The sequence below is a fragment of the Henriciella barbarensis genome, assembly GCF_003576345.1.
In the GTDB taxonomy this organism is placed as follows: domain Bacteria; phylum Pseudomonadota; class Alphaproteobacteria; order Caulobacterales; family Hyphomonadaceae; genus Henriciella; species Henriciella barbarensis.
In genome coordinates, this window is sequence record NZ_QWGB01000005.1 from 141,209 (window position 1) to 167,739 (window position 26,531).

24 protein-coding genes are annotated in these 26,531 nt (G+C 60.0%); 10 read left to right on the plus strand and 14 right to left on the minus strand.

What is annotated here, in order from left to right:
• Position 1 precedes the first annotated feature (1 nt).
• The gene (locus D1224_RS03455; RefSeq protein ID WP_182482151.1) at positions 2 to 2,503 is read right to left on the minus strand and encodes a TonB-dependent receptor; all 2,502 of its coding nucleotides are present in this window, start codon (positions 2,501 to 2,503) and stop codon (positions 2 to 4) included.
• A gap of 326 nt (positions 2,504 to 2,829) precedes the next feature.
• Positions 2,830 to 3,795: a hypothetical protein gene (locus D1224_RS03460; RefSeq protein WP_147372312.1), complete on the minus strand. Its 966-nt coding sequence runs from the start codon at positions 3,793 to 3,795 to the stop codon at positions 2,830 to 2,832.
• A 204-nt stretch (positions 3,796 to 3,999) separates the two neighbouring features.
• Here D1224_RS03460 and D1224_RS03465 point away from each other — a divergent pair, with 204 nt between their 5' ends.
• The gene (locus D1224_RS03465; protein ID WP_119378531.1) at positions 4,000 to 4,548 is read left to right on the plus strand and encodes a PAS domain-containing protein; all 549 of its coding nucleotides are present in this window, start codon (positions 4,000 to 4,002) and stop codon (positions 4,546 to 4,548) included.
• 4 nt (positions 4,549 to 4,552) lie between these two features.
• Here the strand turns inward: D1224_RS03465 and D1224_RS03470 are convergent, their stop codons facing one another.
• Positions 4,553 to 5,086 (minus strand): gamma carbonic anhydrase family protein, encoded by a 534-nt coding sequence (locus tag D1224_RS03470; protein ID WP_119378532.1) that lies wholly within the window; start codon positions 5,084 to 5,086, stop codon positions 4,553 to 4,555.
• Positions 5,087 to 5,327: 241 nt separating this feature from the next.
• Between D1224_RS03470 and D1224_RS03475 the strand changes: the two genes are divergently transcribed.
• A complete protein-coding gene (locus D1224_RS03475) occupies positions 5,328 to 6,128 on the plus strand; it encodes a PhoH family protein (protein ID WP_119378533.1) in 801 nt (266 codons plus the stop codon).
• Positions 6,129 to 6,191: 63 nt separating this feature from the next.
• Here D1224_RS03475 and D1224_RS03480 read toward each other — a convergent pair whose 3' ends face one another.
• From D1224_RS03480 to D1224_RS03505, 6 genes are all read right to left on the minus strand, one after another.
• On the minus strand, positions 6,192 to 7,757 hold the full coding sequence (locus D1224_RS03480; protein ID WP_119378534.1) for an ABC transporter permease/substrate-binding protein: 1,566 nt from the start codon (positions 7,755 to 7,757) through the stop codon (positions 6,192 to 6,194).
• Complete coding sequence (locus tag D1224_RS03485; protein WP_233350378.1) at positions 7,754 to 8,476, minus strand: ATP-binding cassette domain-containing protein; 723 nt, start codon at positions 8,474 to 8,476, stop codon at positions 7,754 to 7,756. Before D1224_RS03485 ends, D1224_RS03480 begins: the two co-directional genes overlap by 4 nt.
• Positions 8,477 to 8,529: 53 nt before the next feature.
• Positions 8,530 to 8,751, minus strand: a complete 222-nt coding sequence (locus D1224_RS03490) for a DUF3126 family protein (RefSeq protein ID WP_119378536.1) — start codon at positions 8,749 to 8,751, stop codon at positions 8,530 to 8,532.
• 73 nt (positions 8,752 to 8,824) lie between these two features.
• Complete coding sequence (locus D1224_RS03495) at positions 8,825 to 9,214, minus strand: hypothetical protein (RefSeq protein WP_119378537.1); 390 nt, start codon at positions 9,212 to 9,214, stop codon at positions 8,825 to 8,827.
• Positions 9,215 to 9,277: 63 nt separating this feature from the next.
• Positions 9,278 to 10,081 carry a serine O-acetyltransferase gene (cysE, locus tag D1224_RS03500; protein WP_119378538.1) on the minus strand — a complete coding sequence of 268 codons (804 nt, stop codon included), beginning with the start codon at positions 10,079 to 10,081 and terminating at the stop codon, positions 9,278 to 9,280.
• A gap of 76 nt (positions 10,082 to 10,157) precedes the next feature.
• Entirely contained in the window at positions 10,158 to 10,760 is a 603-nt protein-coding gene (locus D1224_RS03505) for a PilZ domain-containing protein (RefSeq protein WP_233350379.1), read from the minus strand.
• Between the two features lie 149 nt (positions 10,761 to 10,909).
• Here D1224_RS03505 and D1224_RS03510 point away from each other — a divergent pair, with 149 nt between their 5' ends.
• Positions 10,910 to 12,553 (plus strand): choline dehydrogenase, encoded by a 1,644-nt coding sequence (locus tag D1224_RS03510; protein ID WP_119378539.1) that lies wholly within the window; start codon positions 10,910 to 10,912, stop codon positions 12,551 to 12,553.
• Here D1224_RS03510 and D1224_RS03515 read toward each other — a convergent pair.
• From D1224_RS03515 to D1224_RS03530, 4 genes are all read right to left on the minus strand, one after another.
• Positions 12,550 to 13,086 (minus strand): hypothetical protein, encoded by a 537-nt coding sequence (locus tag D1224_RS03515; RefSeq protein WP_119378540.1) that lies wholly within the window; start codon positions 13,084 to 13,086, stop codon positions 12,550 to 12,552. The genes D1224_RS03510 and D1224_RS03515 overlap by 4 nt on opposite strands.
• A 99-nt stretch (positions 13,087 to 13,185) precedes the next feature.
• Positions 13,186 to 16,308: an efflux RND transporter permease subunit gene (locus D1224_RS03520; protein WP_119378541.1), complete on the minus strand. Its 3,123-nt coding sequence runs from the start codon at positions 16,306 to 16,308 to the stop codon at positions 13,186 to 13,188.
• A 14-nt stretch (positions 16,309 to 16,322) separates the two neighbouring features.
• Positions 16,323 to 17,489: an efflux RND transporter periplasmic adaptor subunit gene (locus D1224_RS03525; protein WP_119378542.1), complete on the minus strand. Its 1,167-nt coding sequence runs from the start codon at positions 17,487 to 17,489 to the stop codon at positions 16,323 to 16,325.
• Positions 17,486 to 18,148, minus strand: a complete 663-nt coding sequence (locus D1224_RS03530; RefSeq protein WP_119378543.1) for a TetR/AcrR family transcriptional regulator — start codon at positions 18,146 to 18,148, stop codon at positions 17,486 to 17,488. Before D1224_RS03530 ends, D1224_RS03525 begins: the two co-directional genes overlap by 4 nt.
• Positions 18,149 to 18,310: 162 nt before the next feature.
• Here D1224_RS03530 and D1224_RS03535 point away from each other — a divergent pair, with 162 nt between their 5' ends.
• Entirely contained in the window at positions 18,311 to 18,940 is a 630-nt protein-coding gene (locus D1224_RS03535) for a nitroreductase family protein (protein ID WP_119378544.1), read from the plus strand.
• On the opposite strand, the gene D1224_RS03540 is transcribed toward D1224_RS03535, so the two are convergent.
• Positions 18,937 to 20,703, minus strand: coding sequence for an acyl-CoA dehydrogenase (locus D1224_RS03540; protein ID WP_119378545.1), 1,767 nt, complete (start codon positions 20,701 to 20,703; stop codon positions 18,937 to 18,939). The two genes, D1224_RS03535 and D1224_RS03540, sit on opposite strands and share 4 nt — an antisense overlap.
• Positions 20,704 to 20,822: 119 nt before the next feature.
• On the opposite strand from D1224_RS03540, the gene D1224_RS03545 reads away from it, so the two are divergent.
• Genes D1224_RS03545 through D1224_RS03570 form a run of 6 tightly spaced genes read left to right on the plus strand, consistent with a single transcriptional unit; the run spans position 20,823 to position 26,433 of the window.
• A complete protein-coding gene (locus D1224_RS03545; protein ID WP_119378546.1) occupies positions 20,823 to 21,464 on the plus strand; it encodes a YceI family protein in 642 nt (213 codons plus the stop codon).
• Positions 21,465 to 21,492: 28 nt separating this feature from the next.
• The gene (locus D1224_RS03550) at positions 21,493 to 22,248 is read left to right on the plus strand and encodes a YceI family protein (RefSeq protein WP_119378547.1); all 756 of its coding nucleotides are present in this window, start codon (positions 21,493 to 21,495) and stop codon (positions 22,246 to 22,248) included.
• Between the two features lie 5 nt (positions 22,249 to 22,253).
• Positions 22,254 to 23,456 carry a cytochrome b/b6 domain-containing protein gene (locus D1224_RS03555; RefSeq protein ID WP_119378548.1) on the plus strand — a complete coding sequence of 401 codons (1,203 nt, stop codon included), beginning with the start codon at positions 22,254 to 22,256 and terminating at the stop codon, positions 23,454 to 23,456.
• Positions 23,457 to 23,476: 20 nt separating this feature from the next.
• Positions 23,477 to 24,412, plus strand: a complete 936-nt coding sequence (locus D1224_RS03560) for an L-threonylcarbamoyladenylate synthase (protein ID WP_119378549.1) — start codon at positions 23,477 to 23,479, stop codon at positions 24,410 to 24,412.
• A gap of 9 nt (positions 24,413 to 24,421) precedes the next feature.
• Positions 24,422 to 25,024 carry an FMN-binding negative transcriptional regulator gene (locus D1224_RS03565; RefSeq protein ID WP_119378550.1) on the plus strand — a complete coding sequence of 201 codons (603 nt, stop codon included), beginning with the start codon at positions 24,422 to 24,424 and terminating at the stop codon, positions 25,022 to 25,024.
• The gene (locus D1224_RS03570) at positions 25,024 to 26,433 is read left to right on the plus strand and encodes an FAD-binding oxidoreductase (RefSeq protein WP_233350380.1); all 1,410 of its coding nucleotides are present in this window, start codon (positions 25,024 to 25,026) and stop codon (positions 26,431 to 26,433) included. Before D1224_RS03565 ends, D1224_RS03570 begins: the two co-directional genes overlap by 1 nt.
• Positions 26,434 to 26,531: the final 98 nt, after the last annotated feature.

The window sequence follows — 26,531 nt, forward strand, 5'->3', positions numbered from 1 at the left end:
CCTAGAAGTTCACCTTCAGCTCTGCGCCGTACATCGTCGGGATGCCTGGATAGACGGCAATCGTGCCGGTCTGCTCAGGGACCGCGAAGGATGCAAGGTTGTAATACTCGTCGGTGATGTTCTCACCAAAGATCGAGAATTCCCACTTACCATCTGCGGTCTTCAGGCCGATACGGCCACCAACCAGCGTATAGGCGTCATTGTCCGCGATGCCAGCCGTTGCTGCCGAGGTGATGTGCTCGGAGTTATAGCGTGCATTAAGGTGGAACAGCGCCGTCAGGTTTGGCGAGATATCATAGAGATACGTGCCCGATGCGGTCAGAACATGCTCCGGCGTGAGGGACAGCTGGGTGCCACCCTGCGCGAGGACCTGGTTCTGGCCATTACCGAGCGGCACGATCACGTCACCTTGGCGCTCTGCCTTGGTGTAGGCGTAGCCGCCCTGGATGGTCAGGCCATCTGCCGGAATGATCGAGGCATCCAGTTCAAGACCGTAGCTTTCGACGTCGGAGTTGATGACGCGGAAGTTCGTGCCCGTGAAGAAGTTCTCCTGGAAGTCCTGCACGTCCTGGAAGAAGATCGCACCGTTCAGCGTCGCATTGAGCGCGTTGAAAGACGATTTCCAACCAAGCTCATAGCTGTCGACTGTTTCAGAATCGAACTGCAGGTCGGTTGGCTGTGCGCCGTTGCCGCCAAACAGAACGCTGTCGAAACCAGACCGGTCAAGGTTGTAACCGCCGGACTTGAAGCCGCGTGAGTAGGACACGTAGGCCATGAAATCATCGGTGAAGTCATAGGCCAGCTTCGCTGTGCCGCTTAGATTGGTCTCGTCGAAGCTGTCGTTGTCAGAGCCATTATACTCGCTATTGATCGCCGGGTTACAGCTGAGCAGAGCAAGATCGAGCGCGTTAATCGCACCGAGTTGCTGAAGAACAGACTGGCCATCAGCCGTGAAGAAGAAGTCGCAGGATGGCGCAACCGAAGTGAGATCATAGGCGATCTCTTTTTCTTCATAGTTGAGGCGAAGGCCTGCCGTCGCCGTCAGGCGGTCGGTGACCATATACTCATTGTGCGTGAACAGTGCGGCTGCGTTGGTCTTCACCTCGAACACGTCGCTGTTCTGACCGCCGCCGTCGACGAGACCCGGGACGAAGTAGGACGGTAGACCAGCAGGCACGCCAGGCGCGATGCGAAGTGCCGGGTCCCCCGGCACGCCGTCGCCATTGGTGTCGAACGGCAGGCTCACGAAGAGTGTCGGAACAGCTGGGCCGAGCGAACCGGTGAGCTGGAAGCCAGTCGGCACCAGCGGGTTGGCGGTCGCGCCAGCCGAGATCAGGTCGGTATAGAGATTGGCCTGTGAACCAGTGCGAATCGTATCGGTGTAGCCAAGCTCCTCGTTCATGTAGAAACCGCCGACGAGCCAGTCGAGGTCACCCCAAGTGTCCTGAAGACGGACTTCCTGGGTGAAAACCTTGTCGGTAATGTCGGTGCCATCGCGATAAGCACGGTCGATACCAGAGAAATCGACGTCCTGCGCGCGATCTGCCTGCCAGTCACGATAGGAGGTGATGGAGGTGAGGCTGATCGTGCCGATCTGGTTCTTATACTCGCCAGAAATGCCCCACTCTTCGACATCGTCGCGGATATCGCGGTTAGGGGACAGCGCAACTTTCAGGTCTTCCGGGCGCGCATTGGCAAAGCCCTGCAGGCCAGCAAAAGCGGCGGCGGTGTTGACCGCGGCGCCGGTTGGGCCTTGCAGAAGGTTCACGCCGATACAGCAATCTTCATCGGTCTGGCCGTAATCTGCAATCACCCGAAGGCTGGCATCGCCTTCTTCGAATAGCATCTGGCCGCGCATGAGGAAGCGGTTGAGATTGTTTAGCTCACGACCGGAATTCACATCGTCGATATAGCCATCGCGTTCGCGGTATCTGATGTCGACGCGGGTCGCGATGTTGTCCGCGATCGGGCCCGTCACCATGGCTTCAGCGGCATACATGCCGTAATTGCCAGCAGAAACGCCAAGCGTTGCTTCAGGATCGAATTGCGGGCCGGCCGTGTTGATCGAAACGACGCCGGCCGATGTGTTACGGCCGAACAGCGTGCCTTGCGGTCCGCGAAGGACTTCGATGCTACGAAGCTCTGGCAGCTCGGAAAGGGCAATACCTGTACGGGTGCGGTACACGCCATCGATCAGGACACCGACAGCTGGCTCGAAGCCCGGATTGTTGGAGCCGGTACCGATACCACGAATGGAGATCGAGGTGCCGGAGGCGGCCGACTCGGTCTGCGCGATCTGCACCGATGGAGCGATCTGCTCGATATCGTTGAGGCGGGCGACGCCGGTATCTTCCAGCAACGCAGCGTCGAACGCGGTCACCGAGACCGGAACGTCCTGCACAGTGGTGCCTGCGCGGCGCGTTGCTTCGACAACGACGGCATTGAGGCGCCGCTCGCTGTTGTCTGCTTCTTCTTCGGCGTCTTGCGCCGAAGCTGTAAACATTTGCGACCCCATAAGCGCCGCAAGGCCAACGCTGGCACAAAGCGACATTTTCGCTAGCTTCGCATTGCTCGAAGGTCTGGGAAGAAACCTCATCTAACGTCTCCGAATTGTCTGAATTATTATTTGAACAAGCCTCTAACGGACTCTTCGCCTGATTAGCAGCGCTATGCAGGGATGCAAGTCGCAAACCCAGACGCGAGACAATTCGCCGTATCGAATGTCCGAAGTGCAACAATAAAGAAACGCCGTGCAGCCACAGCACGGCGTTTCTCCCCCCACAAAGCGCGCAAGAATAGCGCGTCCCTGCCCTATGAAACTTCGCTCTTCTAGTAGACGCCTTGGCCGACGCCGCCGTCGAATACCATCGACTTGGCTTCGGCCTGACGAACACGTCGGACCTGGCGTGTCACTTCACGCATCACTGTGCGGGTCTGTGGCACACAGACTTCTTCGGCAACGCGCGCTTCTACGACCTTGATACCGGGCCCGTAGCGACGAAGGAGCGAGCGCTCATTACAGTCACGCTGAGGTTTTTGTGGCGCACAGCTAAGATCGCCGCCCGGGCGGTGAACGAGTGCTTCGCCCTTTGCACAGGCCATTGTCTGGCCTCGGTTGAAGTCGGCACGGCCGTTCTGGATGTCACCAAGCGTCACCTGAAGGCGCGAGCCGGCCACACAACGGAATACTTCGCCGCTATAGTTGCCCGCGATGTCACGACCACCATCAACTTGCGAAGCCGGATGTGGTGAACCGGTATCGTCGATACAGACAGCCTGGACCGCACGGAAGGCCATGCGATAGCTAACCTGGTCGACACAGTATTCTTCGGTTTCTGGAACCTGCTCGGTCACGGTGTCGGTATAGGTTTCTTCTGCACCGCTCACATTGAGCTGGCCGATTGAGGTCACGCCAACCGGAGCCGGACCACCGAAACCACCCCCACCGCCAGCATAGGCGATCACTTCGCTGGAGGCCGATGCGCCAGCAGTCACATTGAGATAGCTCTGCGCCGACACATTCAGATTGCCGCCGTGAACGTTTACATTCGTGCCGCCAATAGAGATGTTCGGACCTGCCACGTTCACACCAGGCACGCGTAGCGCATGCTGCTTGCCACCATCACAGCAACCAGAACGCCCGCCATTATAAGTCGGTGGAGAGACCGGCTTGGCGGTACACGTATTGCAACCACCATTGCCGCCACTACCGCCAGCCCAGGCGAGGCCGGACAAGGTTATAATGACTGCCGCACCAGCACCGGCAAACAAAGTGTGTCGTGATGAAACGCGCATATGGGGTCTCCGTGGCTCTTCGCCTGAGGAGAAGCACAAGCCGTGCCAGTTCTCGCCTGATTAGCGAAAATTGTTCCGATGCCGGAAAATTTGGACCGCAGCAGGACACATAGAACTGGCCCGCGCCTTGCGACGAGATGATGCGACAGCCTCACGGCAGTCCGACGCTTTAGAAATAACGCCAGAATAGAGAAGCAGGTCAAAATGCTCGACAGAACCCTTCATCCGAACAGCCAGACCCTGCTGTCTGCCTGGCAGCGCATGTCTATTGCTGCGTCGGACGTCCCGTCCGGACCGACGACAAAGGACCATCCGGACCTGATCGAGCGACTGTTCGTGATCCAGCAGGAGAGCGACGACCAGTGGCTCTTCCGTACCGCAGGCATTCAGCTGCAATCCTCGCTCGGGCGTGAACTCGCTGACCACGACTTTCTCGGCGTCTGGACAGGGCATGATCGCGATATGCTGTCGAGCCTGCTGAAAATAATCTCGCGAGAAAAGCTACCCGGCATCGTTCGCGCTCGCGGCGAATCCCTCACGGGAGAACGCGTTGATATTGAAATGACACTCGCCCCGCTGGCAAAGCCGCCTCATATCGATACAGGCGCGCGCATGCTCGGCCTGTATCAGGCGCTGGGCGGTGAGACTTTCCTGCGTGGGCGCCCCGTCTGGCGTCATCGCTTGACGGCGATCTACCCACCAGACGCGCGGACGAAGGAGCCTCGCCTCAAACTCGTGGCCAGCAACGACTAGGCGCCTAGCCGTCTATGCGGGTCAGTCCTGATTTGAACCGCTTCCAGTTCTCGACATAGACCTTCGCCGACGCCGCGATCATCTGCGCAGCGCCCCCATCAAGCTCGCGCACGACCTTGCCGGGCGCGCCCATAACCAGTGAATTGTCCGGGATCTCCTTGCCTTCAGGTATAAGAGAGTGTGCCCCGATGATGCAGTTCTTGCCGATTTTTGCGCGGTTCAGGATTGTTGACCCGATCCCGATCAACGTCCCGTCTCCAATCGTGCAGCCATGGAGCATTACCATATGGCCGACCGTGACGTTCCTGCCGATCGTCAGCGGCACACCGTGGTCGGTATGCAGGACACTGCCATCCTGGATGTTGGAATTCTCACCGATCTCGATTGGATCATTATCGCCCCGCAGCACAGCATTGAACCAGACGCTGGCATTCTCCTTGAGAATCACGCGGCCAAGCACAGTCGCATTTTCCGCGACCCAGTAGTTTCCACTTTCCGGTGTGACCGGTTTCACGCCATCGAGGTCAAAAAGTGCCATATCGCAGGGCTCCCTTGTCATAAAACTAAATTGACCCGAAGCGACTGGTTAACCGGGCCTTAATACTGGTAATCTCTAATGGTGTTGAGATTCGCGAGGCAAGTGCTGATGGTCCAGAGACCATTCCTTACACCTACGCCGCCCGGCCCCTCCCTCGGGTCCGGACCCAATCACTCCCCGTTCTTCGTCGCCGCCCGGCATTTCGCCCGGCGGTTTTTTTGTGCCCGAAAAGGAGATCCTCATGGGTAAGCGTGCTGTATCCAAGCGTCAGAAAGCCAGGAACGAGATTGAGGCCATGGGCTTTCTCGAGGAGATGGGTGGCAAGTCCCGGCAGGAAGCACGCCTTTACGCGATCAATGGCGGATGGCATCCCGACGATGCCGCCAAGGTCCGCAATCCAAACACGCCGCGCGACCAGCGCTATCAGAAGACTGTAAAGCCGCGCTCGGAAAACCAGGCGCGTCTGATGAAGGCGCTGGACACGAAATCCCTTGTCTGCGCCCTCGGTCCGGCAGGCACTGGCAAAACCTACCTTGCGATCTGCAAGGCAGTCGAAGCACTACAATCCGGAAAGGTCGCACGTATCATTCTCTCCCGCCCAGCTGTCGAGGCAGGTGAACAGATTGGATTTCTGCCCGGCGCAATGGAAGACAAGCTCGCGCCTTACCTGCGCCCGCTCTACGACGCACTCGCGGACAGACTCTCGCCACAGCAGCTGAAACACATGATGGGCGAAGGCCTTATCGAGATTGCGCCGATCGGCTTCATGCGTGGACGCACGCTGAACAATGCGTTCGTCGTTATCGATGAGGCGCAGAACTGCACCTACACACAGCTCAAGATGTTGCTGACCCGGCTGGGCTGGCACTCAACCATGGCTGTAACGGGCGACCCTCAACAGTCGGACCTCCTGCCGTCCCTGTCCGGGCTGGCCCAGGCAGCTGAGAAGCTTGCCGGACTGTCAGACGCAGAAGTCATTTACCTGGAAGGCCAGGATATCGTCCGCCATCCTCTCGTCGCGGAAATGCTCGGCGTTCTGTAACGGGACACTGATCAGATAATCGAGACGGGCGGTCCTTCGGGCCGCCTGTTTTCCTTTGCGCTATTATTCTGCGGGGAAGATCCGCTCATAAAGCCAGGCGCCCGCTTGCGCGCTGCTCTGGCGTTCCAGATCGACACGCGAATTGGCCTTGCGCATCAGCTCTGTCGAGATTTTTCCCTCAAGCGCGCCAAGGACATTCAGGAGCGCCGTGTTCGCACGCGCCTCCGGACCGATCAGCATGAAGGCGTCATAAGGCGGTAAGATTGACCGTGTGTCCTCCAGAAGGATGAGCTCGAAAGCGTCGATCCGGCCATCGGTCGTATATGCCGTGATGAGCCCGACTTCGCCGCGCCGCACGGCGTCATACATGAACGCCGAATCCATGCTTCTCGGCGAAAGGCTCTCGAGACCATAAGCGTCCCGGGTACGGGTCCATTCCGGACGGCCAAAGAATTCAGGGTCGCTCGCGATGGAGAGCGGCGCACCTGACAGGTCGCCAATTGTCTCAAGATCATACGTTTCGGCCGTTTCGGGGCTGGTCGCGAACGCATACGCATTCTCGAAACCGAGCTTACCGGCACTCAGAACGCCGTGCTCCGCCAGCAGCCAGGCTGAAACCTGTGCGTACATATCCGCGCGTTGTGCCGGTTCCTCTTTATTCATCAGGCTGGCCCAGACTGTGCCGGTATAGTCGATATAGATGTCGACCGAATTTGCGGCGAGCGCATCAAAGGCAACCGTCGTGCCCAGACCTTCGCGGATACGGACACTCGCGCCTTGCGCCTCCAGGGTCCGGCGCAACAGGTCGGCAAGGATGTACTGCTCGGTAAAGCCTTTGCTCGCCACCGTGATGGTCTGACCTTCAAGTGGCAGGGCGCTGCTGCTTCCCACCTCGCGAGTGTCGGAAGACTGCATCGCCGGTCCCGCTCTTTGCGGGCTAATCACGATCAGCGCCGGAAGAATGATGATCACCAGTCCGATCACACCGGCGATGGCATGTGAGCGTTTTCGCTCGCTGGCCGACTTCTCGAACTGCGCTATGATCTGGTCCAGCGCGAGCGCCAGCGCCGCTGAAACAAGACACCCGAACAGCACCGCGGTCCAGTTGCGGGTCTGCAGCCCCTGAAAAATGTAATTGCCCAGGCTGCGTGCGCCGACCGGCGTGGATAGTGTTGCTGTGCCGACGACCCACGCTGACGCGGTGCGCAGTCCGGCGACAATCACTGGCGCTGCCAGCGGCAAATCCACCTCGCGCAGGCGCTGGCGCGCTGTCATCCCGACCGCAAGTGCGGCTTCGCGTACGTCCTTATCGACGCCGCGAAGGCCGACAATCGTGTTCCGCAACATGGGAAGGATGGAATAGAGCGAGAGCGCGACGAAAGCCGGCCAGAAGCCAATCATGCCGCCCATGAGCGGGACCATGAGCGCCAGAAGCGCAATGCCCGGTATGGTCTGGATGACGCTTGCTGCAGCGAGCGCAGGCCCTGCAACATATTTTTGGCGGGCGGCGAGAATCCCTGCCGGTATTGAAACCAGAAGGCCCATCGCCAAGGCGCCGAGCGCCAGCTTCAGGTGTCCTGAATAATTGGCCGGGAATGCAGCGAGTTCTTCTGCCAGAAACCCGCTCATACCTCATGCCCATCAAAAGCGCGTCCGACCGTTTCCGCCAGCCGGCGCGGAGCCGCCAGAAGGTCGCGAACCGTATCCGTCGCAGGCTTTGCAATCAGTTCTGCAGGGGTGCCCCTCTGCACGATCCGCCCGCCATCCATGACGGCCACGCGATCGCTGAGACGCAGTGCTTCGGCAAAATCATGCGTCACCAGAACCGAGGCAAAGCCAAGCTCTTTCTTCAGGCGCGCCATATCGTCGATCAGACTCGTCCGAGTAATCGGATCAAGGGCTGCGAACGGCTCGTCCATGAGAATGATCTCAGGCTCGCCGGCGAGGGCCCTTGCAAGTCCGACGCGCTGGCGCTCACCGCCCGACAGCGCCGTCGGATAGCGGTCGGCATACCGCTTCGCAGGCAGCCCAACCATGGAAAGAAGCTCGTCGAGCTTTTTCTTCTGGCGCTCCTCCTCCCAGCCGAGGAGACGGGGCGTCACGAGGACATTCTCGGCGACACTACGATGCGGGAACAGGCCTGCACTCTGGATGACGAAGCCGATCCGCCGACGCCACTCATGCGCAGGCATATCGTGCGCGCGTGTCCCGGCCAGCCAGACTTCGCCGCTGTCCGGCTCCACGAGCCGGTTCAGCATTTTAAGTGTCGTGGTCTTTCCGCAGCCCGAATGGCCAATCAGAGCGAGCGTCTCGCCTGCGGCCAGATCGAGGCTGACGCCATCCACCACGACCGTCTCACCAAATCTCTTGCTGAGGCGGTCGGCAGATAGCAGCGGCGCGTTCAGTCGCCCAGGTCCTCTGACAGGACGGTCATCTGGAACTGGTAAGACGTCTCGCCCTCATCCACATCCTTGTAGATCACCGCGATGAATTCCGAGCCGAGATAGACTTCAACGGAATCATCGGTCTGCGACCGGGTAACAAGGCGGATTTCAGGGTTCAGCTTTTCTTTTAGATAGGCTTCGAGAAGCTGGGTTTCGTTCTTCTTGAGATCTTCGCTCATCATCGTCTCCTGTATTCGCGCAGAGAGCTATATCAATTGGCGAAGCGCTGAAACGGCTGAACGTGCCTTTTCTTCAGTTGCGCGAATAGGTCGGCGGGACGTCTTCGCTCGGGTCGAAGCTGCGGCGCGTGAAACCGTCTTCATCTTCGCGCGGGTTGGCGACGCGCCAGAGCATTGCGCAGATCCAGAAAATGAACTCGACGAAGGCGCGGGCGATCAACGTCATCAGGATACCAAAGATCGTGGTTTCGTTGACGAAATTCCGGAAAACAGCAACGGCTGTCTGCGGAATGTCAGGGTTCCGGACGAAATCGAGATTGGCGATCCAGTTCGCGACATCGTTGATCTGGTTGAGCTGGCGCGGGAAGAAAACGATGCCCAGCAACATCAGAACAATGACCATGAAGAATGTCGCGACAATCTTCGTGGACGCGATTGAAAACCCGCTAAGCAATCTAAGCATGAGAAACTACCCCTGTGCCCCTACGGGATGTTCTATGCGAGTCTCGTGCCGATATCCAGCTATCTAGGAAGTTTCCGGGAGGGTCTGGTCCATATTCTTGGCAGGTGCCTCGCCACCGCCGCCAACAACGCGGGCTGGTACACCGGCGACAGTCGTGCGCGGCGCGACGTCCTTCAGGACCACGCTGCCCGCTGCAATCTTGGCCTCATCACCCACTTCGATGTTGCCAAGAACCTTTGCACCCACCGAAACGAGGACACCGCGTCCGATCTTCGGATGACGGTCGCCAACCTCCTTGCCAGTACCTCCCAGGGTGACGCCCTGCAGGATCGAGCAATCGTCACCTACCACAGCTGTCTCACCGATCGTGATGTTCGTGGCATGGTCCAGCATGACGCCCGTGCCCATCTTCACCGCCGGGTGAATATCGACACCAAAACGTTCGCTTGCACGCGACTGGAAATGGAATGCGAGTGTTTCACGCCCGTCGCGCCAGAGACGGTTGGCAACGCGCTGTGTCTGCAGCGCCAGAAACCCTTTAAAGAACAGGAAGGGCTGCAGCAGCCCGCGGCATGCCGGATCGCGCTCCAGAACGGCCTGGAGGTCGCGTTCTGCCGCTTCGACCAGCCAGTGCTGCTCATCATAGCAATGGGCGATCACGTGGCGCACCTGTTGCGCGCCGATTTCAGGCCCGGCAAGCTTCTCCGCCAGATGGAAGGCGAGCGCCTGACAGATCGTGTCATGCGAAAGAATGGCGGCATCTATATAGCTGGCAAGCGTCGGCTCATCGGCTGCGGCAGCCTTCGCTTCAAACCTCAGCCTGCGCCAGGGTGGTGGCGGTGCACCAATGTCAGGATTGTCGACCATGGGCCACGTCCTTTTAGCCTGCGTCTGAATGTGCAGATGGATCGCCCGCACAGGGTCTTCAAGGTTTCCGCAGCGTTCAGGCCCCGTCCTGCTTACTGAGATAGCGGATGGCAAATCCGTTCCGCAGGTTGCGCACAACCTCTCCGACCAAATTGCCAACTGTGACCCGCTCTCCAACAAATGGTGTTGGGCCGTCGGTCTCGAACGCAGCGCCAGACAGCGAGATATCAATCGTCCGGCATTGCAGAACGCGTCCGTCTGCGCGTGTCACAAGGGCGGGACCACCTGAGGCGTATCGGGGCGCTTCGCGCTCATCGGTCAGTCCAAGCGCTTTTACATTCGCAAGCCAGGTCAGCCTGTCAGCGATCTTGTCTTTCTTGCGGCTGGTTACGTGGAATCTTACGGCAAAACCGTTGGCGGTATGGCGGACGACGTCGGTTTCGATGCGGCCGAGGTCATCAAGGTAACAGACAACCCGGCTGCCGATAGCAGGCTGTTGCCGGGAGATGAACGCCGCGCCGCCGCATGAGATATTTTCTGTCAGAAGCGTATGGTCATTGCCGCCTTCGGCGAGAAAACGACCGTTCAGTTGAACGTTGACGCGCCGGTTGCGGCGCCTGTCCTTACGCAAATCCATTGCTGGGCGCAGTCCTGCTGCCCTTGGTTTGACGGCTTCCATGCGGCCTCCTGCCTGATGGACCCCGCAGATATCAGCTGCCGGTCCGCCGCGAATGTTAAGAAATCTATGTTCACAAAAGGTTGATGGTCGATCAAAAGTTGACACTGTCGTCAACAATTACGAAACCTCCCTTCCAAGGGAGATAACTGATGCCAGATACTGCAAACTTCGACTATGTGATCGTGGGCGCGGGCAGCGCCGGCTGCGTGCTCGCAAACCGCCTTAGCGCCGACCCCGATGTGAAGGTCTGCCTCGTCGAAGCTGGCGGTCAGGACAAAAGCCTGATGATCCGCATGCCGGCAGGCGTTGGCGGACTGATCAAGGATGCAGGCCCGCACAACTGGGGCTTCTATACCGTAGCGCAGAAGCACATGGATGGGCGCAAGCTCTGGTGGCCGCGCGGCAAGGGCTGGGGCGGCTCCTCCTCCATCAATGGCATGGTATATATTCGCGGCCATGCGCGCGACTATGACCAGTGGCGCCAGTCGGGCCTGACCGGGTGGAGCTTCGCAGACGTTCTCCCCTATTTCCGACGCTCCGAAGGCTATCGCGGCAAGTATGAAACCTTCCACGGACAGGACGGCCCCCTCGTCGTCGAAGACAGCCCGCTCGATTCCGTCGCCTATGACAGCTTCATCAAATCAGGTGAGCAGGCAGGCTACCCCTACACGCCTGACTTCAATGGCGCACAGCAGGAAGGCGTTGGCCCCTATCAACGCACGATCAATGATGGCGAACGCTGGAGCACCGCGCGCGCCTTCCTTCATCCGGTCCTGAAAGACAGACCGAACCTCACCGTCATGTCGACGGCGCTTGTGTCCAAAATCCGGTTTGAAGGTAAACGTGCCATCGGCGTCGAAACGCTATCGGGTCGCGGCGCTGAACCAGAACTTGTCCGCGCAGACCGCGAAGTCCTCATTTGCGCCGGCGCGGTCCAGTCACCGCAGATCCTGAAACTTTCCGGGCTTGGGCCAGAGGCGGAACTTCGCAAACACTCCATCGACGTCGTTCAGGACATGCCCGGCATCGGCGAAAACCTTCAGGACCATCTCGACGTCACCGTCATTCACAAGATGACCCAGAAAATTTCTGCCTATTCGCGCCAGGCTGGCCTGAAGAAGATCGCGGTCGGCCTCAATTATCTCCTGCGCAAGCAGGGCGCGGGCCGCGACAACTTCCTGCAGGCGGGCGGCTTCCTGAAATCGCGCGAAGGCCTCGACCGGCCCGACCTGCAGCTTCACTTCGTCAATGCGATCATGATGGATCACGCCCGCACGCAGGTGAAAGCGGACGGCTTCACCATCCATGCCTGCCAGCTTCGCCCTGAAAGCCGTGGCAGTGTGACCCTCGCCAGCGCTGACCCGTTCGACCACCCGCTGATCGACCCGAACTATCTCGCCACCGAAGAAGACCGCCGCGCCATGCGCGAAGGGGTGAAAATCTGCCGCGAAATTGCCGGGCAGAATGCGTTCGACGCCCTGCGTGGTGAAGAGATCATGCCCGGACAGGATGTGCGTACCGACGACGAGATCGATGCCTTTATCCGCCGGACTGGTGAAACGATCTATCACCCCGTCGGCACGGTCCGGATGGGCGTCGACGATGCCGCTCCACTTGATGGTGAACTGCGTGTTCGCGGCATTGATGGCCTGCGGGTGATTGATGCGTCTGTGATGCCGACGCTGGTCAGCGGAAACACCAACGCGCCGACCATCATGGTGGCAGAAAAAGCCGCAGACATGATCCGCGGCCTTGCAGCCCCGGCACCAGCAGAGATCGCCGAACCTGCTTAGTCCAGATCGGCGTTCCACACCCGCCGGATGTGGACGTCAGCCTCCGGGCCGAGATTGAGCCAGGCGAGACGGCCTGTCGACGCATTGGCGATCATGACCTGATCGGCAGATGTGACCGTCTGGTTCAGCTGCTCGCGCAGCCGCGAATGCTTGACGCTTGATCGAAGCGCCCAGACCCCGGGCATGATTTCAGCAAACTTGCCGAGCCGGTTCATCGCGCTGACCAGCTGGGTTTCTCCAGTCCCCGTCAGCTTTGCGATGATGAGATAGTTTGACACGTCGTCCGCCGGTTCCGGCTGGCTGGAAGGTCGAAGCGCCTCGTTCAGATGGTGGACGAGTGGGCGATGTTCCCGGGCAGGCAGGAAAGCGCCGCCATCGCCTTCGGCGACCTGCGTCCGCGGCCCGACGCGCTTCTCGGCGATAAAACCAACCATCTGGCCTAGCGTATAAGGCCCATAGATAACCTCATTCACCAGGACCCGCCATTCAGCCGGGTCCATTTCAGAAAGATCGAGGGCCGTTTCTGTTGTCATATCCGCAGCAATTCGTTCTCGTAGGATCTCAAACTTGTCTCACGCGGCGACTAGCCATGCAAAGGTAAGCGGGCGGTTACAAAGGACAGGTACGTAGAGCTAAGAGTGTTCCACGGCTGGATCGTACCGCCGGCCCCTTAGCCGCGCGAACAATCGCCGTCCGGATTTCATCGTCATTAGCCTGTAGGCCGCAGGCGTAAAGTAGAGCGCCAGCAGCGCTGAGCCGGCGACGCCCCCGGCAATCGCAGTCGCAAGCGGCAGCCAGAACACATCACCGGTCAGGATAATCGGCACGAAACCACCCATAGTCGTCAGGGTGGTCGCCACGATGTGCCGGGTCGCATCAACCACGACTTCGCGCTGGGCAAGCACGTCATCGGCGCGCGCCGCAGCATTCCCCTGCAGGAGCGATAGAACCACGATCGAGCTGTTGATCGAGATACCGAGCAGCCCCAGCGAGCCGACAATCGCGTTGAACCCGAGAGGCAGGTTGAACATCCACACGCCGCCAAAGGCGAGGCCGACGGACAGGAACCCTGTTAGCAGGATAAGCAGAGACAGACGGAAGGAATTGAATACCAGCGTCACCGCGCCCGCCATGATGATGATCAACGGCACGGCCAGGGACAGAAGGTTTGTGGTCGCTTCGGCCCGCGTTTCTGCCTCACCGCCGATCAGGATGTCGTAACCCGGCGGCGTTTCGAAGTCAGAAGCGTCCAGAAGCTCCTGAAAACGTTCCTGCGCTGGCGATGGAAGCGAGAAAGGTTCGGTAAAACCGAAGATCTGGTTCACGCGCCGCCCATCAAACCTCGATATCACAGCGGTCTGAGGGTCGAGCGTCATCTCACCAAGCGTTGCGAGCGGGGCCCCTTCTCTACCATTGACGGTCCCAACTGACATGGCCCGCAAATCTGAAAGCTGCGACCGGCGCGATTGAGGGGCAATGACGCGGACGGGGATTTCTTCGATGCCTTCGAGGATAGACCCAGCAGGCACGCCTTCCAGCTCCGCGCGGACATCCTGCGCCAGACCGGCCAACCGTTCGCCCGTCATCGCCGTTGCGGCTTCGTCAGCGCGTATTGTGACGATTGGCGCGCCAAGCTGGAGGCTCGCTTGCGTGTAAGTCACGCCCGGCGTCGCGGACAGCACGCGCCGCGTTTCGTTGCCAAGCCGGTTGAGCGTTTCGAGACTGTCGCCACGAATATAGAACTCGATCGGCGCAGGCACGGGCGGTCCCTGCTCGAAGGGAAGTGCCAGGAACTGGGCATCCGGAAATTCCATTCGCAGATCGTCCTGTATCTGGCGGACCAGACGGCGTGTCGAAAGGTTATCCGTCAGCTGCACCCAGCCTGAGGCAAAGCCAGGCACGCCCTGAGTATTGTTGAACGCATTATAATAAACACGCGGCGCAGACTCGCCGAGCGTGAGATTGACCAGCTCGACTTCGGAGTATTCGTGCAACAGTTCAGTTGCGCGCATTGCTGCGCGCTCAGCTTCGTGGATTGTAGCGGTCGCCGGCAGGCTAATCTCGATCTGGAACTGATCACGCTCGGTCTGTGGGAAGAACTGAAGCGGCAGGCTGCCGCCCAGAGAGAAGCCGACAAGCGCCGGCACCAGGCCTATGGCGAGACCAAGCGGGGGAAACTTAAGCACGGCACCAACCGTCCAGCGATACCCGTCGGTTACGGCATTGATCGAAATCCCGTCACGGAACCAGTTCTTCCGTTCTCCAATAACCCTTTTCCGGTCGAAACGGCCCGCGAGGAACGGGATGATTGTCATTGAGAGAAGGAAAGAGGCGATAACGGAAAAAATTACCGAGACGCCCAGCATACCGATAAATTCACCTGCCGCCCCTGGCATCAGCGCAATCGGCGCAAACGCTAGCGCCGTAGTCAGTGTGGAGGCAAAGAGCGGGCCGAACAGTTTCGAGAGGGCGATGTCGATTGCTTCAACGACGCTGTGCCCACGGGCACGCTCTTGATCATATTCATCAAAGACGACGATCGCATTGTCGATGAGGAGACCGAGCGAGATGACGAGGCCGGTTACCGACATCTGGTGCAAGGGATAGCCGAAGACGTTGAACAGGATGAGCACGAGCGCGATCGTCAGCGGCAATGCCGCACCGACAACAAAAGCCGCACGCCACCCCATCACCAGGAACAGGGCGAGAAACACAATCACCGACGAAAAGGCGAGATTCTGCGCCAGTCCGTTCAATCGCGCATTTGTATACTTACTCTGGTCAAAGACGAGCTGAACATCGATCGCGGCCGGAGAGGCCGCATCAAACTCAGCTACTAATGCGCGTGCCCGCTCTGCCCACTGATCGACCCGCTGGTTCGGCTGAATGAAAGCGCTGACGACGATGGACCTTCGGCCATTCGTGAAATTCATCACCGTGGCCGGGTCCTCAATCCCCTTCCGCACTTGCGCAATATCACCCACGCGCAAGGCGCTGCCATCTGCACGCTGCACCAGAGGCACCGATCTGATCCGCGCGATACCGTCAAAGGAACCGCCGATCTCGACCCCGACATCGGCGCGATCCCCCCGCACCTGTCCTGCCGGCGCCTTGGCATCTGATGCCGCAACCAGCTGGGCGGCATCGCTCATGCTTAGGCCAGCTGCGGACAGAGCGTCGGGATCAATGACGACGCGGACTTCCTCGCGCGGCAAACCAAAAATCTCGGCCTCTTCGGTGCCCGGCAGGTTCTGAAACCGGTCAGAGAGGTTGCGCGCAAAACGCGACATGACGGCGAGTTCTGGCTCACTCTCTCCAGTCCAGACCAGTGAGACCAACATGGTCGATGCGCCAACATACTGGCGCTCGACGCGCGGGACACTCGTACCGAAAGGCAGGTCTGCGCGGGCACCGTCCACTTTCGCCCGAACCAGCGTCCAGGCATCATCGACTTCCGCCTCGCTGAGGCCCTCATCCATCGAGATATCGATCTGGGAAACGTTCTGGCGCGAACTGGACCGGACTTCGTCGACCTCAGGAAGTTCGCGAATGGCGCTCTCAATGGGGTCTGTAACGGTCGCCTCGATGCGCTCGGCATCAGCGCCTGGCAGGGCTGTCAGCACATATCCGAAACGCTCAACGAGAGTCGGATCTTCCTGTCGTCCAAGCGTCAGCAGAGACCCGATCGCGCCCGCCACAATGACGAGGATGGCAAGAATGCTGAGCCGCGGCAGCCGGTAGAAAAGCGTGCGCATCCCCCTGCTCTCCTCTAGCCTTCGTTCGAATAGGATGCCGCAAGCGGCGCCGGCCGTGGCGAAACGGCCTGGCCGGGCGTAACGCGCTGCAGGCCGTCGATGATGATCCGGTCGCCGTCTGAGATCGCGCCTCGAACGAAGGCGCGCTCTCCGTCGCTCTGGACGACTTCAACCAGTCCGGGGCGGGCGATCCAGCCGCCATCCTGCGGCGCGGCGATGTACAGGGACCAGAGCCCTCGCTGGCCCTCAGCGAGCGCAGAAACAGGCAACCATAGGCCATTCTCTTCCACATCACGCGATAGCGATAGACGAACGACAGCTCCAGGCGAAACGGTCGCTGGGTCGGTCACATCAAACACAGTCGTTACACTTCGCTGTCCGGCTTCTATGACACCGGTTACAGAGCGCAGGCGCGCATCAATCGGTCCGCCATCGCTTTCCAGCGCATAGACTTTTCCAGGCTCCAGCGTCGAGGCAAGGTTCGCTGGCAGGCCGAGCCGGGCCTCCAGCGAACCTGTCTCAATCAGTGCAAAGACGGGCGTACCTCGGGGGGCGATGGCGCCCTCATCATAGTTGCGCGCCATAATCATGCCCGGATAGGGCGCCCTTATACTTGCGAGATCGATCTGCACGCGCAGCGTGTCTGCCTGCGCTTTGGCCGCTTCGATCCGGGCATCGGCCGTCGCAGCCTGTGCAAGGGCTTCATCGACGCGCTGCTGGGAGACGTGGCCCCGCTGCATCAGCGTTTGCTGACGCTCCACCGTGTTCATTGCGAGCGCATGGGAGGCGCGCGCTTCATTGACCCGCGCTTCGGCCGAGGCGAGCTGCGAGCGTAGCGCACGTGTATCGAGCACCGCCAGGATCTGCCCGTCAGTAACACGGTCGCCAACATCGACGTTGAGCGCAGCGATGCGGCCTCCATCTGCAAAGCCAAGATCGCTGGAGCGGCGCGGCTGTATGATACCTGTGAACTTCTCGTCCAGCGCCAGTGATGACTGCACATCTGCGACAACCACATCGACCGCGAGCGGCACTGGCTCTTCGCTAATGACAAGCGGTCCGTCGCTGGAACGCTGACTGAGCACAAACAGCGCAAGAAGCGCGACGCCAACGGCAATCACCGCGATAAAAAGCAGGCCCTTCAGGAAGCTGGGCCGGGGTGTGCGGTCATACTCGCTCATGCGGCCTCTCCGCTGGTTTTCTCGATGCTACGGATGATCAGATCGGAATGAAATTCCATGAATTCAGCCTGGTTCATCCCGCCGGGCATGGAGGCGGTCGCGGGAAAATCCGGCAGATGGGCAATCATCATGGTGAGGCCGTGGATAGACGCCCAGACAGACTTTGCGGTGTTGACCGGATCGAGGTCGGACCGAAAGTACCCACCTTCAATCCCTTCGGAAACCATGTCGGTGAGCACGCTGAACGCGCGCCCCTTATTGGTATCCTCAAATGCGCGCGCGTCCAGCGACGTCTCTGCATCAGGCCGGACACCGGAGAAGGCCGCCACATAATGATGGGGCTTTTCTATCGCGATGCGCACATACCCTGTCATGCATCTGCGAGCACGCACACTGAAAGGCTCACGCCTGTCTACAATCTCATGAACAGCGCCCAGCAGGCGGCCAAAGAACGACTCCTTCAGCTCATCGACGAGGTCGTCCTTGGAGCTGAAATATTTGTAGATCGCCGCAGGCGAATAATCGATCTCATCGGCAATCCGCCGGATGGAGAGACCAGCCTCCCCCTCTTCGGCGAAGACTTTTTCGGCCGCATCCAGTATCGCCCCGCGCACCCGCAGACGGCGCCGCTCAGCTGGCGATATCTCGCTATCCTGCATGTTGCGCCACCCTCAGCTGCACCCGCAGGAACTTAACCGAACCGCGGTCACTAAGCAATAGGCGTTCAATTTGTGAACACCGTTCACTCTGACCTGCATACCCCACAATTATTTCCGAGCGGCGGCGGTTTGAATTAGCCCACGCGCCCCTATTTCTTGGACATGACCAAACTCTTCCCCGACGCCCCATCCGTAGGCACCCCAATGCCCGCCACACGCGAGAGCGAAGCGGCCCGCGAATTCCTGGCGCTGCGCCGGTCCGCTAACAAGGCCTGCATCGGCGGACCCGGCCCGGATGCTGAGACGCTTGATGCCATTCTTACGGCGGCCACGCGTGTACCGGATCACCGGCGGCTCTCGCCGTGGCGCTTCATTATTCTCGACGGTGATGCGCGACGCGCCTTCGGTGAAAAAGCCGCCGAGGTCCACAAGCAGGAAAACGAGTTTGCCAGCGACGCAGACCTGGAGGCGACGAAGGCCCTGCCCCTTCGCGCGCCTTGTGTTGTCGTGCTGGTCTCCAGTCCTAAGGACGATAACAAGACGCCGGTCTGGGAGCAGGAGCTTTCAGCCGGGGCCCTCGGCCATAACCTGCTCCTCAGCGCTAATGCCGCCGGGTATGCCGGTAGCTGGCTGACCGAATGGATCAGCTTTTCGAGGGGTATCAACGAACTGCTCGGTCTTTCAGGCCGTGAGCGAATCGCAGGCTACTTCTACCTCGGCAAGGCGACCGCGGACCCGCAGGAACGCGCACGCCCCGAGCCGTCGGACCTCATTTCGCGCTGGCAAGGTTAGCTTAGTCCGAAGAGCGCCTCGCTCTCGGCAAGAAAGCTGTCGCCGCCTCTGGTAATGCCTGAGACGCGGCCCGGCGCTTCGGCGAGAGACGTTTCCGCAAAGAACCCGGCGAGCGCCGTCATCCGGCCCCGCAGCGAGGAGTTGTCCGCCCGTGCAGACAATGCGCCCTTGGTCAGGAAGTGGCCGCCGATGACATCGCCAGCCAGCTCAAGATAGGCCGTTGCGCCGGACAGCCCCTTCTCGCGCTCATCTTTCATCGCCGCCTTCATCCAGTCCGTAGCCTCACGAAGCGCGTCAGCAGACGCGACCAGCCTGTCTGCGATCTGACCAAGCTGCGGGTCGTTGGTCTCGCGCGCCGCGCGGGCGGTTTCGCGCACCTCGTCGATCATCTCATCCATAGCGCGCCCACCCGCCATGGACAGCTTGCGACCGACAAGGTCGATGGCCTGAATACCGTTGGTGCCCTCATAGATCGGCGCGATCCGCGCATCGCGGTAAAGCTGGGCCGCCAGCGTCTCGTTCATGAAGCCCATACCGCCATGTATCTGCACGCCGAGGCTCGCCATCTCGACCCCGGTATCGGTCGACCAGGCCTTGGCGATTGGGGTTAGAAGTTCTTCGCGCAGACGCGCGGCCTCGCGAGCCGCCTCATCTTCAGCCGCATCTGAAAGGTCGGCCGCTACACCGCAGGCATAACAGATCGCCCGCGCCGCCATGGTGTGTGCGCGCATCGTCGTCAGCGTTCGGCGAATATCGGCATGATGAAGGATAGGCGCAGGCCCATCGACACCTTCCGCCCGGCCCTGCTTGCGCTCATTCGCATAGGCATAGGCGGTCTGGTAGGCCGCTTCCGAGACGCCGACACCCTCAAGGCCAACATTGAGGCGCGCCGCGTTCATCATGGTGAACATGCAGGCGAGGCCCTTGTTCTCCTCACCGACAAGCCACCCGGTCGCGCCATCATATTCCATGACGCAGGTCGGGCTCGCATGAATGCCGATCTTCTTTTCAAGACCGATACACTCAACGCCGTTGCGCGCACCGAGCGAGCCATCCTCATTCACCAGCACTTTCGGCACGACGAAAAGAGAGATTCCACGCGACCCTTCCGGCGCATCCGGCAGGCGGGCGAGGACAAGATGGATAATATTATCCGTCATGTCGTGGTCGCCCCAGGTGATGTAGATTTTCTGGCCGCTGATCTGGTACGAGCCGTCATCCTGCGGGACCGCTTTCGTCTTGAGCGCGCCGACGTCGGAGCCGGCCTGAGGCTCTGTCAAATTCATCGTGCCGGTCCACTCGCCTGAGATCAGCCTGGGAAGGTATTTCTTCTTCTCTGCCTCTCCGCCGTGCGCCAGCAGCGCCTCGATTGCGCCGGCGCTCAGCATCGGGCAGAGACCGAAGCTCGTATTCGACCCGTGCAGCATTTCGAGCACCGCATTCGACAGCGTACGCGGCAGACCCTGCCCGCCCCATTCGACAGGTGCAGCGAGGCCCATCCAGCCACCTTCTGCGAACTGGCGATAAGCCTCAGCGAAGCCGTGCGGCGCAACAACGCCATCGCCGGTCAGCTGGGCGCCCTGCTCATCGCCTGCCTGGTTCAGCGGTGCGAGCACGTCGCTCGCCAGCTTTCCTGCTTCTTCAAGAATGGGATCGATGAGATCGTCATCGAACGCTTCGAAATGATCACCTGACAGGCGGCCAATACCGGCAAGTTGCCTCAACGCAAATGCCATGTCCTCAACGGGTGCCCGATAGCTCATATGATGCATCTCCCGGATAAGTACTATTCTCGACTAGGTCTAAAGCCGTACTGGTTAGTTCAGTCGGCTGGTGTATCTATGCTTCGTGCATTCTTGACCATGTATGAGGAGGTCCGTCCATGCGCCGTATCGTAACAACAGCAGTGCTCGCAGCCCTGACAGCTGCCCCTGCACTCGCAAAACAAACCCTGGAAGGTGTCGCTGACGCCTTCTATCAGCTCGACCCGAACCATTCCTTCCTGACCTTCAACGTCACCCATAACGGTATTTCGACCTATACGGTCTACTTCACCGATTTTGACGCAACGCTCGACTTCGCCCCTGGAAATCCGGCGGCATCCACTCTGAACCTGACGATCAACCCCGCCGCGGTGGAATCCAACTATCCCGCCGATTACAAGGCAGGCCATCCGAACAGCGAGTTTGAAAGCTGGAACGAAGCGCTGGCCAATGATGACCGCTTCCTGCAGGCCGATGAGTATGGCGAGATCACCTTCACCTCGACCAGCGCTGAACTGACGGGTGACTTCACCGGTACTGTCACAGGCGATCTGAGCTTTCGCGGTGAAACCCGCCCGGTCACGCTCGATGTCACCTATAATGGGGTCGCCAACATGCCCTGGATGGGTGAGCGCGATACGATTGGCTTTACCGCCTCAACAACAATCGACCGGACCGAATTCGGTATGGACGCACTCCAGGGCATTATCTCGAATGAGGTCGCCATCGAGTTCTCCGGCGAATTCATGCAGAACGAATAGACCTCCAGACAATCAGGGCTGATACAAGATGAAACTCACAACGACTTTTCTTGCCGCGTCGAGCCTACTGGTTCTGGCGGCTTGCTCCGGCGCCGAGACAGACACGTCCAGCGCCGCCGAAACCGAGACGACAGAGACGGCAGAAACCGAGACCGACGTCTCTGCGGGCGACGGCGTCCTGGCTGAGGTTGCAACGGCGACCTATTCCATTGAGCCAACGCACGCCTTCCTGACGGCAACAGTGATGCACAATGGCCTGTCAGAATACACGCTGAGCTTTACAAACTTTGACGGCACGCTCGACTTCAATGCAGCAGACCCTGCAAGCTCCAGCCTCGATTTCACCATCGATCCTTCGTCAGTCTGGGTGAACTTTCCGGGTGACTACGAGGCAGGCCATCCTGACAGCCCGCATGACAGCTGGACCGACGCCCTCGCCCAGGATGAGGGCTTCATGAATGCGGGCACCTATCCTGAGATCACCTTCACCTCGACCGAAGTGACCCGTACCGGCGACACCACGGGAACGGTCACGGGCGATCTCACCTTCCTTGGCCAGACCCAGCCTGTCACGCTAGACGTCACCTTCAATGGCGTCGCCAACGTGCCTTGGTTTGGCGTCCGCGACATCATTGGTTTTGATGCCGTCACGCGGAGTAATCGTTCGGCGTTCGGGCAAGATACGCTCCAAGGCATGATTTCTGACGAAGTCGTGGTCGAGTTTTCGGGCGAATTCCTGCAACAAGAAGCCGCAGAGACGGACACCGCGACAGACGGCAATTAAATATAATGACCCGCTCCCCGCGATATACTGCCGTTGCGATTGCCCTTCACTGGGCGATCGCATTCGGTATCCTGTTCATGATCTGGCTCGGCTGGAACATGGACGGCAAGGAATCCTGGTTCCAGCTCCACAAATCGGTCGGCATCACGATCCTGACCCTGACAGTCGCGCGGATTATCTGGCGGGTCATGAACCCGCCGCCTCCCCTGCCAGCGGACATGAAGCCTTGGGAGAGCAAAGCCAGCCACGCCGTCCATATCGGCTTCTATGCGCTGATGGTAATCATGCCTCTGACCGGCTGGCTCACCGTCTCGATTTCTTATGATTTCGACATTCCGACCGTGATCTTCGGGCTGTTCAGCTGGCCAGACATCCCCGGCGTCGGCTTCCTCGCGAATGAGACGGGCTTTGCAATCGTCTCGAATATCCACTCCAAACTTGCTTATGTCGCCTTTGCGCTACTGGCGCTGCATGTCGGCGGCGCGCTGAAGCACGAGTTCGGCCCGGAAGAAGGCGTGCTGAAGCGCATGATGCCGGGTCTTTTCGGCAAGACCGGCAAACCGAGCTCGCCGCCGCGCGGATTTTCAGCCGCCTTTGGCGCAGCCATTGGCCTCTTCCTGCTCATCGCTTTCGTGCCGCAGCTTTTTTCCAGTGGCGAAAGCGAACCTGCCGGCAATCGTGCCGCTGGCAATTCAAGTGAAACATCTATCGAGCCCAACTGGGTGGTCGACTACGACCAGTCCTCAATCGCCTTCACCTTCACTCATGAAGGCCAGACTTACGAGGGCACCTTCGGCGACTGGACCGCCGATATCGATTTCGACGCCAGCGACCTTGCGGGCTCCGAAGTGCTTGTCACGGTGAACACCGGTTCGGCCGCGACACCGAAGAAGCTCTATACAGACAGCCTGAAATCGGGCGAGTGGTTCGGCGTCTCCGCATTTCCGCAGGCCACAGTCCGGCTCACCGGCTTCGAAGAGACCGGTACAAGCTACACCGCGAACGCCGCGCTCTCGATCAAGGACAATGAAGTGACTGTGCCGTTTGCCTTCACGCTTGAAGAGAATGGCGGTTCTACCGTGATGACAGGAAATACAACGGTTGAGCGCACGCCGCTGGACCTTGGACAGACATCTGATGCCAGCGCCGCCTATGTCTCCGAATCCGTTCGCATTGATGTGCGCGTCGTGGCCTCGCCTGCTGGCTGATTGGGTGCTAGGCGGTGGCCATGCAGGCAGCTGTTCTCAAACCAGATCCCGCCGCCATTCGGAAAGCGGCCAGCCTCCTCAAACAGGGGGGGCTCGTCGCCATGCCGACAGAGACAGTTTATGGCCTTGCCGCAGATGCCTCTAATGCGGACGCCGTTGCCCGGCTCTATGCCGCGAAGGGCCGACCCGCCTTCAATCCATTGATCGCGCATTGCGCCTCGGCGGAGGCAGCCTTTGCGCAAGGACGTTTCTCCGAGAGGGCGCGCGTGCTTGCCGCCGCCTTCTGGCCCGGGCCGCTCACCTTCGTGGTCGATGCGATAGACACCACAACGGTCTGCTCGCTGGCCCGCGCCGGACTTGATACGCTGGCGCTGCGGGTGCCAGCTCACCCGGCGGCGCGCGCACTGCTTGAGGCTTTCGGCGGACCACTCGTCGCGCCATCCGCCAATCCTTCGGGCCGCATAAGCCCTACAACCGCCGCGCATGTTTCGAGTGACATGGGCGACAAGGTCGACCTTATTCTTGATGGCGGCCCGTGCAGCGAAGGCATTGAGTCGACGGTGATCGATGCGCGCGGTGAGAGCCCCGTTCTGCTGCGTCAGGGTACTGTCCTGCCCGAAGCTATCGAGAGAATCTGGCCGGGCCTTGAAGCTGGCGGCAGCGAAGACAGGCCGACATCTCCCGGCCAGTTGCTGCGCCACTATGCGCCAAATGCCCGGCTTCGCCTCAACGCCGACAACGCGCGGCCTGGTGAAGCGCTACTTGGGTTTGGGCCCGGCGAGGCAACGCTCAACCTGTCAGCTAGCGGCGACCTTGTCGAAGCGACGGCGAACCTGTTTGCGATGATGCGCAAGCTGGACGAGCGTTTCGACCAGATCGCCGTGGCCCCTATTCCCGAAAAAGGATTAGGTGCGGCCATCAATGACCGTCTGGTTCGCGCGGCTGATCGCGGCTAGACAAACGGGATGCATCCAGCGCCCGCCTATCTTGAGACCGACCGAGCCATCCTCCTGCAGCGTGTGCATGATTGGCCCTTTGCCCTGGTCATCGGCCTCAATGAGGGGCGACCCTGTGCAGCCCATACGCCCGTGCTGGCTGGGCCGGACGGCACACTCCGGTTTCACCTGTCCAAAGCGAACCCTGCCGCCAAAGGACTGACCAACGATAGGCACGCGCTCATCGTGTTTTCCGGTCCTCATGATTATATCTCGCCAGACTGGTACGGCATGGAGAAACAGGTGCCGACCTGGAACTATCTCTCCGTTGAAGCCGAAGGCCCTGTCAGCATCTGTGATGAGCAAGACGCCGAGCAATTTCTCGAAGACCTCTCGGCGCGGTTCGAAGCTGGTCTCGCTCCCAAGCCGGCATGGATGGTCGCGTCGATGGATCGGGTCCAGCTGAAGCGGATGCTGGCCGCCATAGTGACCTTCACACTCACCCCGCAAAGGCTGGAAGGGATCACAAAGTTCGGCCAGGACAAGCCTGACGAGGCGCGCATCCGGGCGGGCCGGGCCTTGAAAGCTGCAGGCGGAGACATAACCATTTCGACCATGATGGAGCGTCGCTGATGAACCGCCCGAATGAAGAATTCTTGACCGGAGCCAAGGCTCTGCTGGGACCAACGGGCTGGAGTGAGGACCCGGACAAGCTCGAAGAAGTCGCCTCGCCATGGCGAGGTACGAGCAAAGGCGAAACGCCTTTTCTCGCGATGCCTGGCTCCACCGAAGAGGCGGCAGCCCTCGTCAAACTTTGCGCTAAGCACCGCGTCGCGCTCGTGCCACAAGGTGGCAATACCGGTCTTGTCGATGGTGGCACGCCGCATGGCGAGATCACCGTTTCCATGCGCCGAATGACAAAGCTTCGCGGCGTTGATACCCGCAACAATTCCATGACCATCGAGGCTGGAGCGACACTTCTGAGTGCGCAACAGGCAGCTGAAGATGCTGGCCGCTTCTTCCCGTTGTCGCTTGGTTCGGAAGGCCAGGCCAGTATTGGGGGGCTGATCTCGACCAATGCGGGCGGTGTCGCTGTCCTGCGCTACGGGATGATGCGTGACCTTGTTCTGGGGCTCGAAGTCGTCCTGCCCTCTGGTGAGATATGGGATGGGCTATCGGGTCTTCGAAAGAACAATACCGGCTATGATCTGAAGCATCTCTTTGCCGGCGCCGAAGGCACGCTGGGCCTGATAACGGCTGCCACGCTCAAACTTTTCCCAAAGGTTTCAAAGGCGACCGCCTGGGTGACCTGCGAGACGCCTGCCAAGGTTGTCGATCTGCTTGCGCTCGTTCGCGACCATGCTGGAGATACTGTCACCAGCTTCGAGATCATCCCCGCCAACGCCATCGAGATGGTGAAGTCGGATGTGCCCGATACGCGAGACCCGGCGCCGTCCGGCCTGCCCTGGCGGGTCCTTGTCGAGGTTTCAATGTCGCGGGAAGATCTGGCCCGAGATGCCCTGATGGAAGCTCTTGCGGACGGGATGGAGAGCGGGCTTGCCGCCGACGTCCTCATCGCAGAGAGCGGTCAGCAGGCCGCGAGCTTCTGGCACATCCGCGAGACGATCCCCCTGTCCAAACGCGCCTATGGCACCGCGCTCAACCATGATGTGTCTGTGCCGGTGTCGGCCATTCCGGACTTCCTGACCGCGACGGAGCAAGCGATCCACGAATTGGTGCCGGAGGCTGAAATCGTCGCCTTCGGCCATGTTGGTGACGGCAATCTCCACTATTCGGCCTGCGCGCCAAAGAACCCTGAAAATTCAGCGCTTTCTGAAAAGTCTGACGAGGTTACCCGTATTGTTCATGCGCAGGCGATGAAGTTTGGCGGGTCGATCAGCGCCGAGCATGGGGTCGGCCGGTTGAAGCGCGATGAGCTCGCCGAGATCAGGCCAAAGGCAGCCACCGAAACCATGCGGGCCATCAAGCTGGCGCTCGATCCGCTTGGCATCATGAACCCTGGCCGGGTCGTGTCGGTCTAGTCAGTAGTCTTCGTCCATCCGCACCTGGCATAACTACCATTCCGCCGGAACGCCTTCAGTTGCGAGTGCATCTCAATTACATCTTCGGCATCAAACCG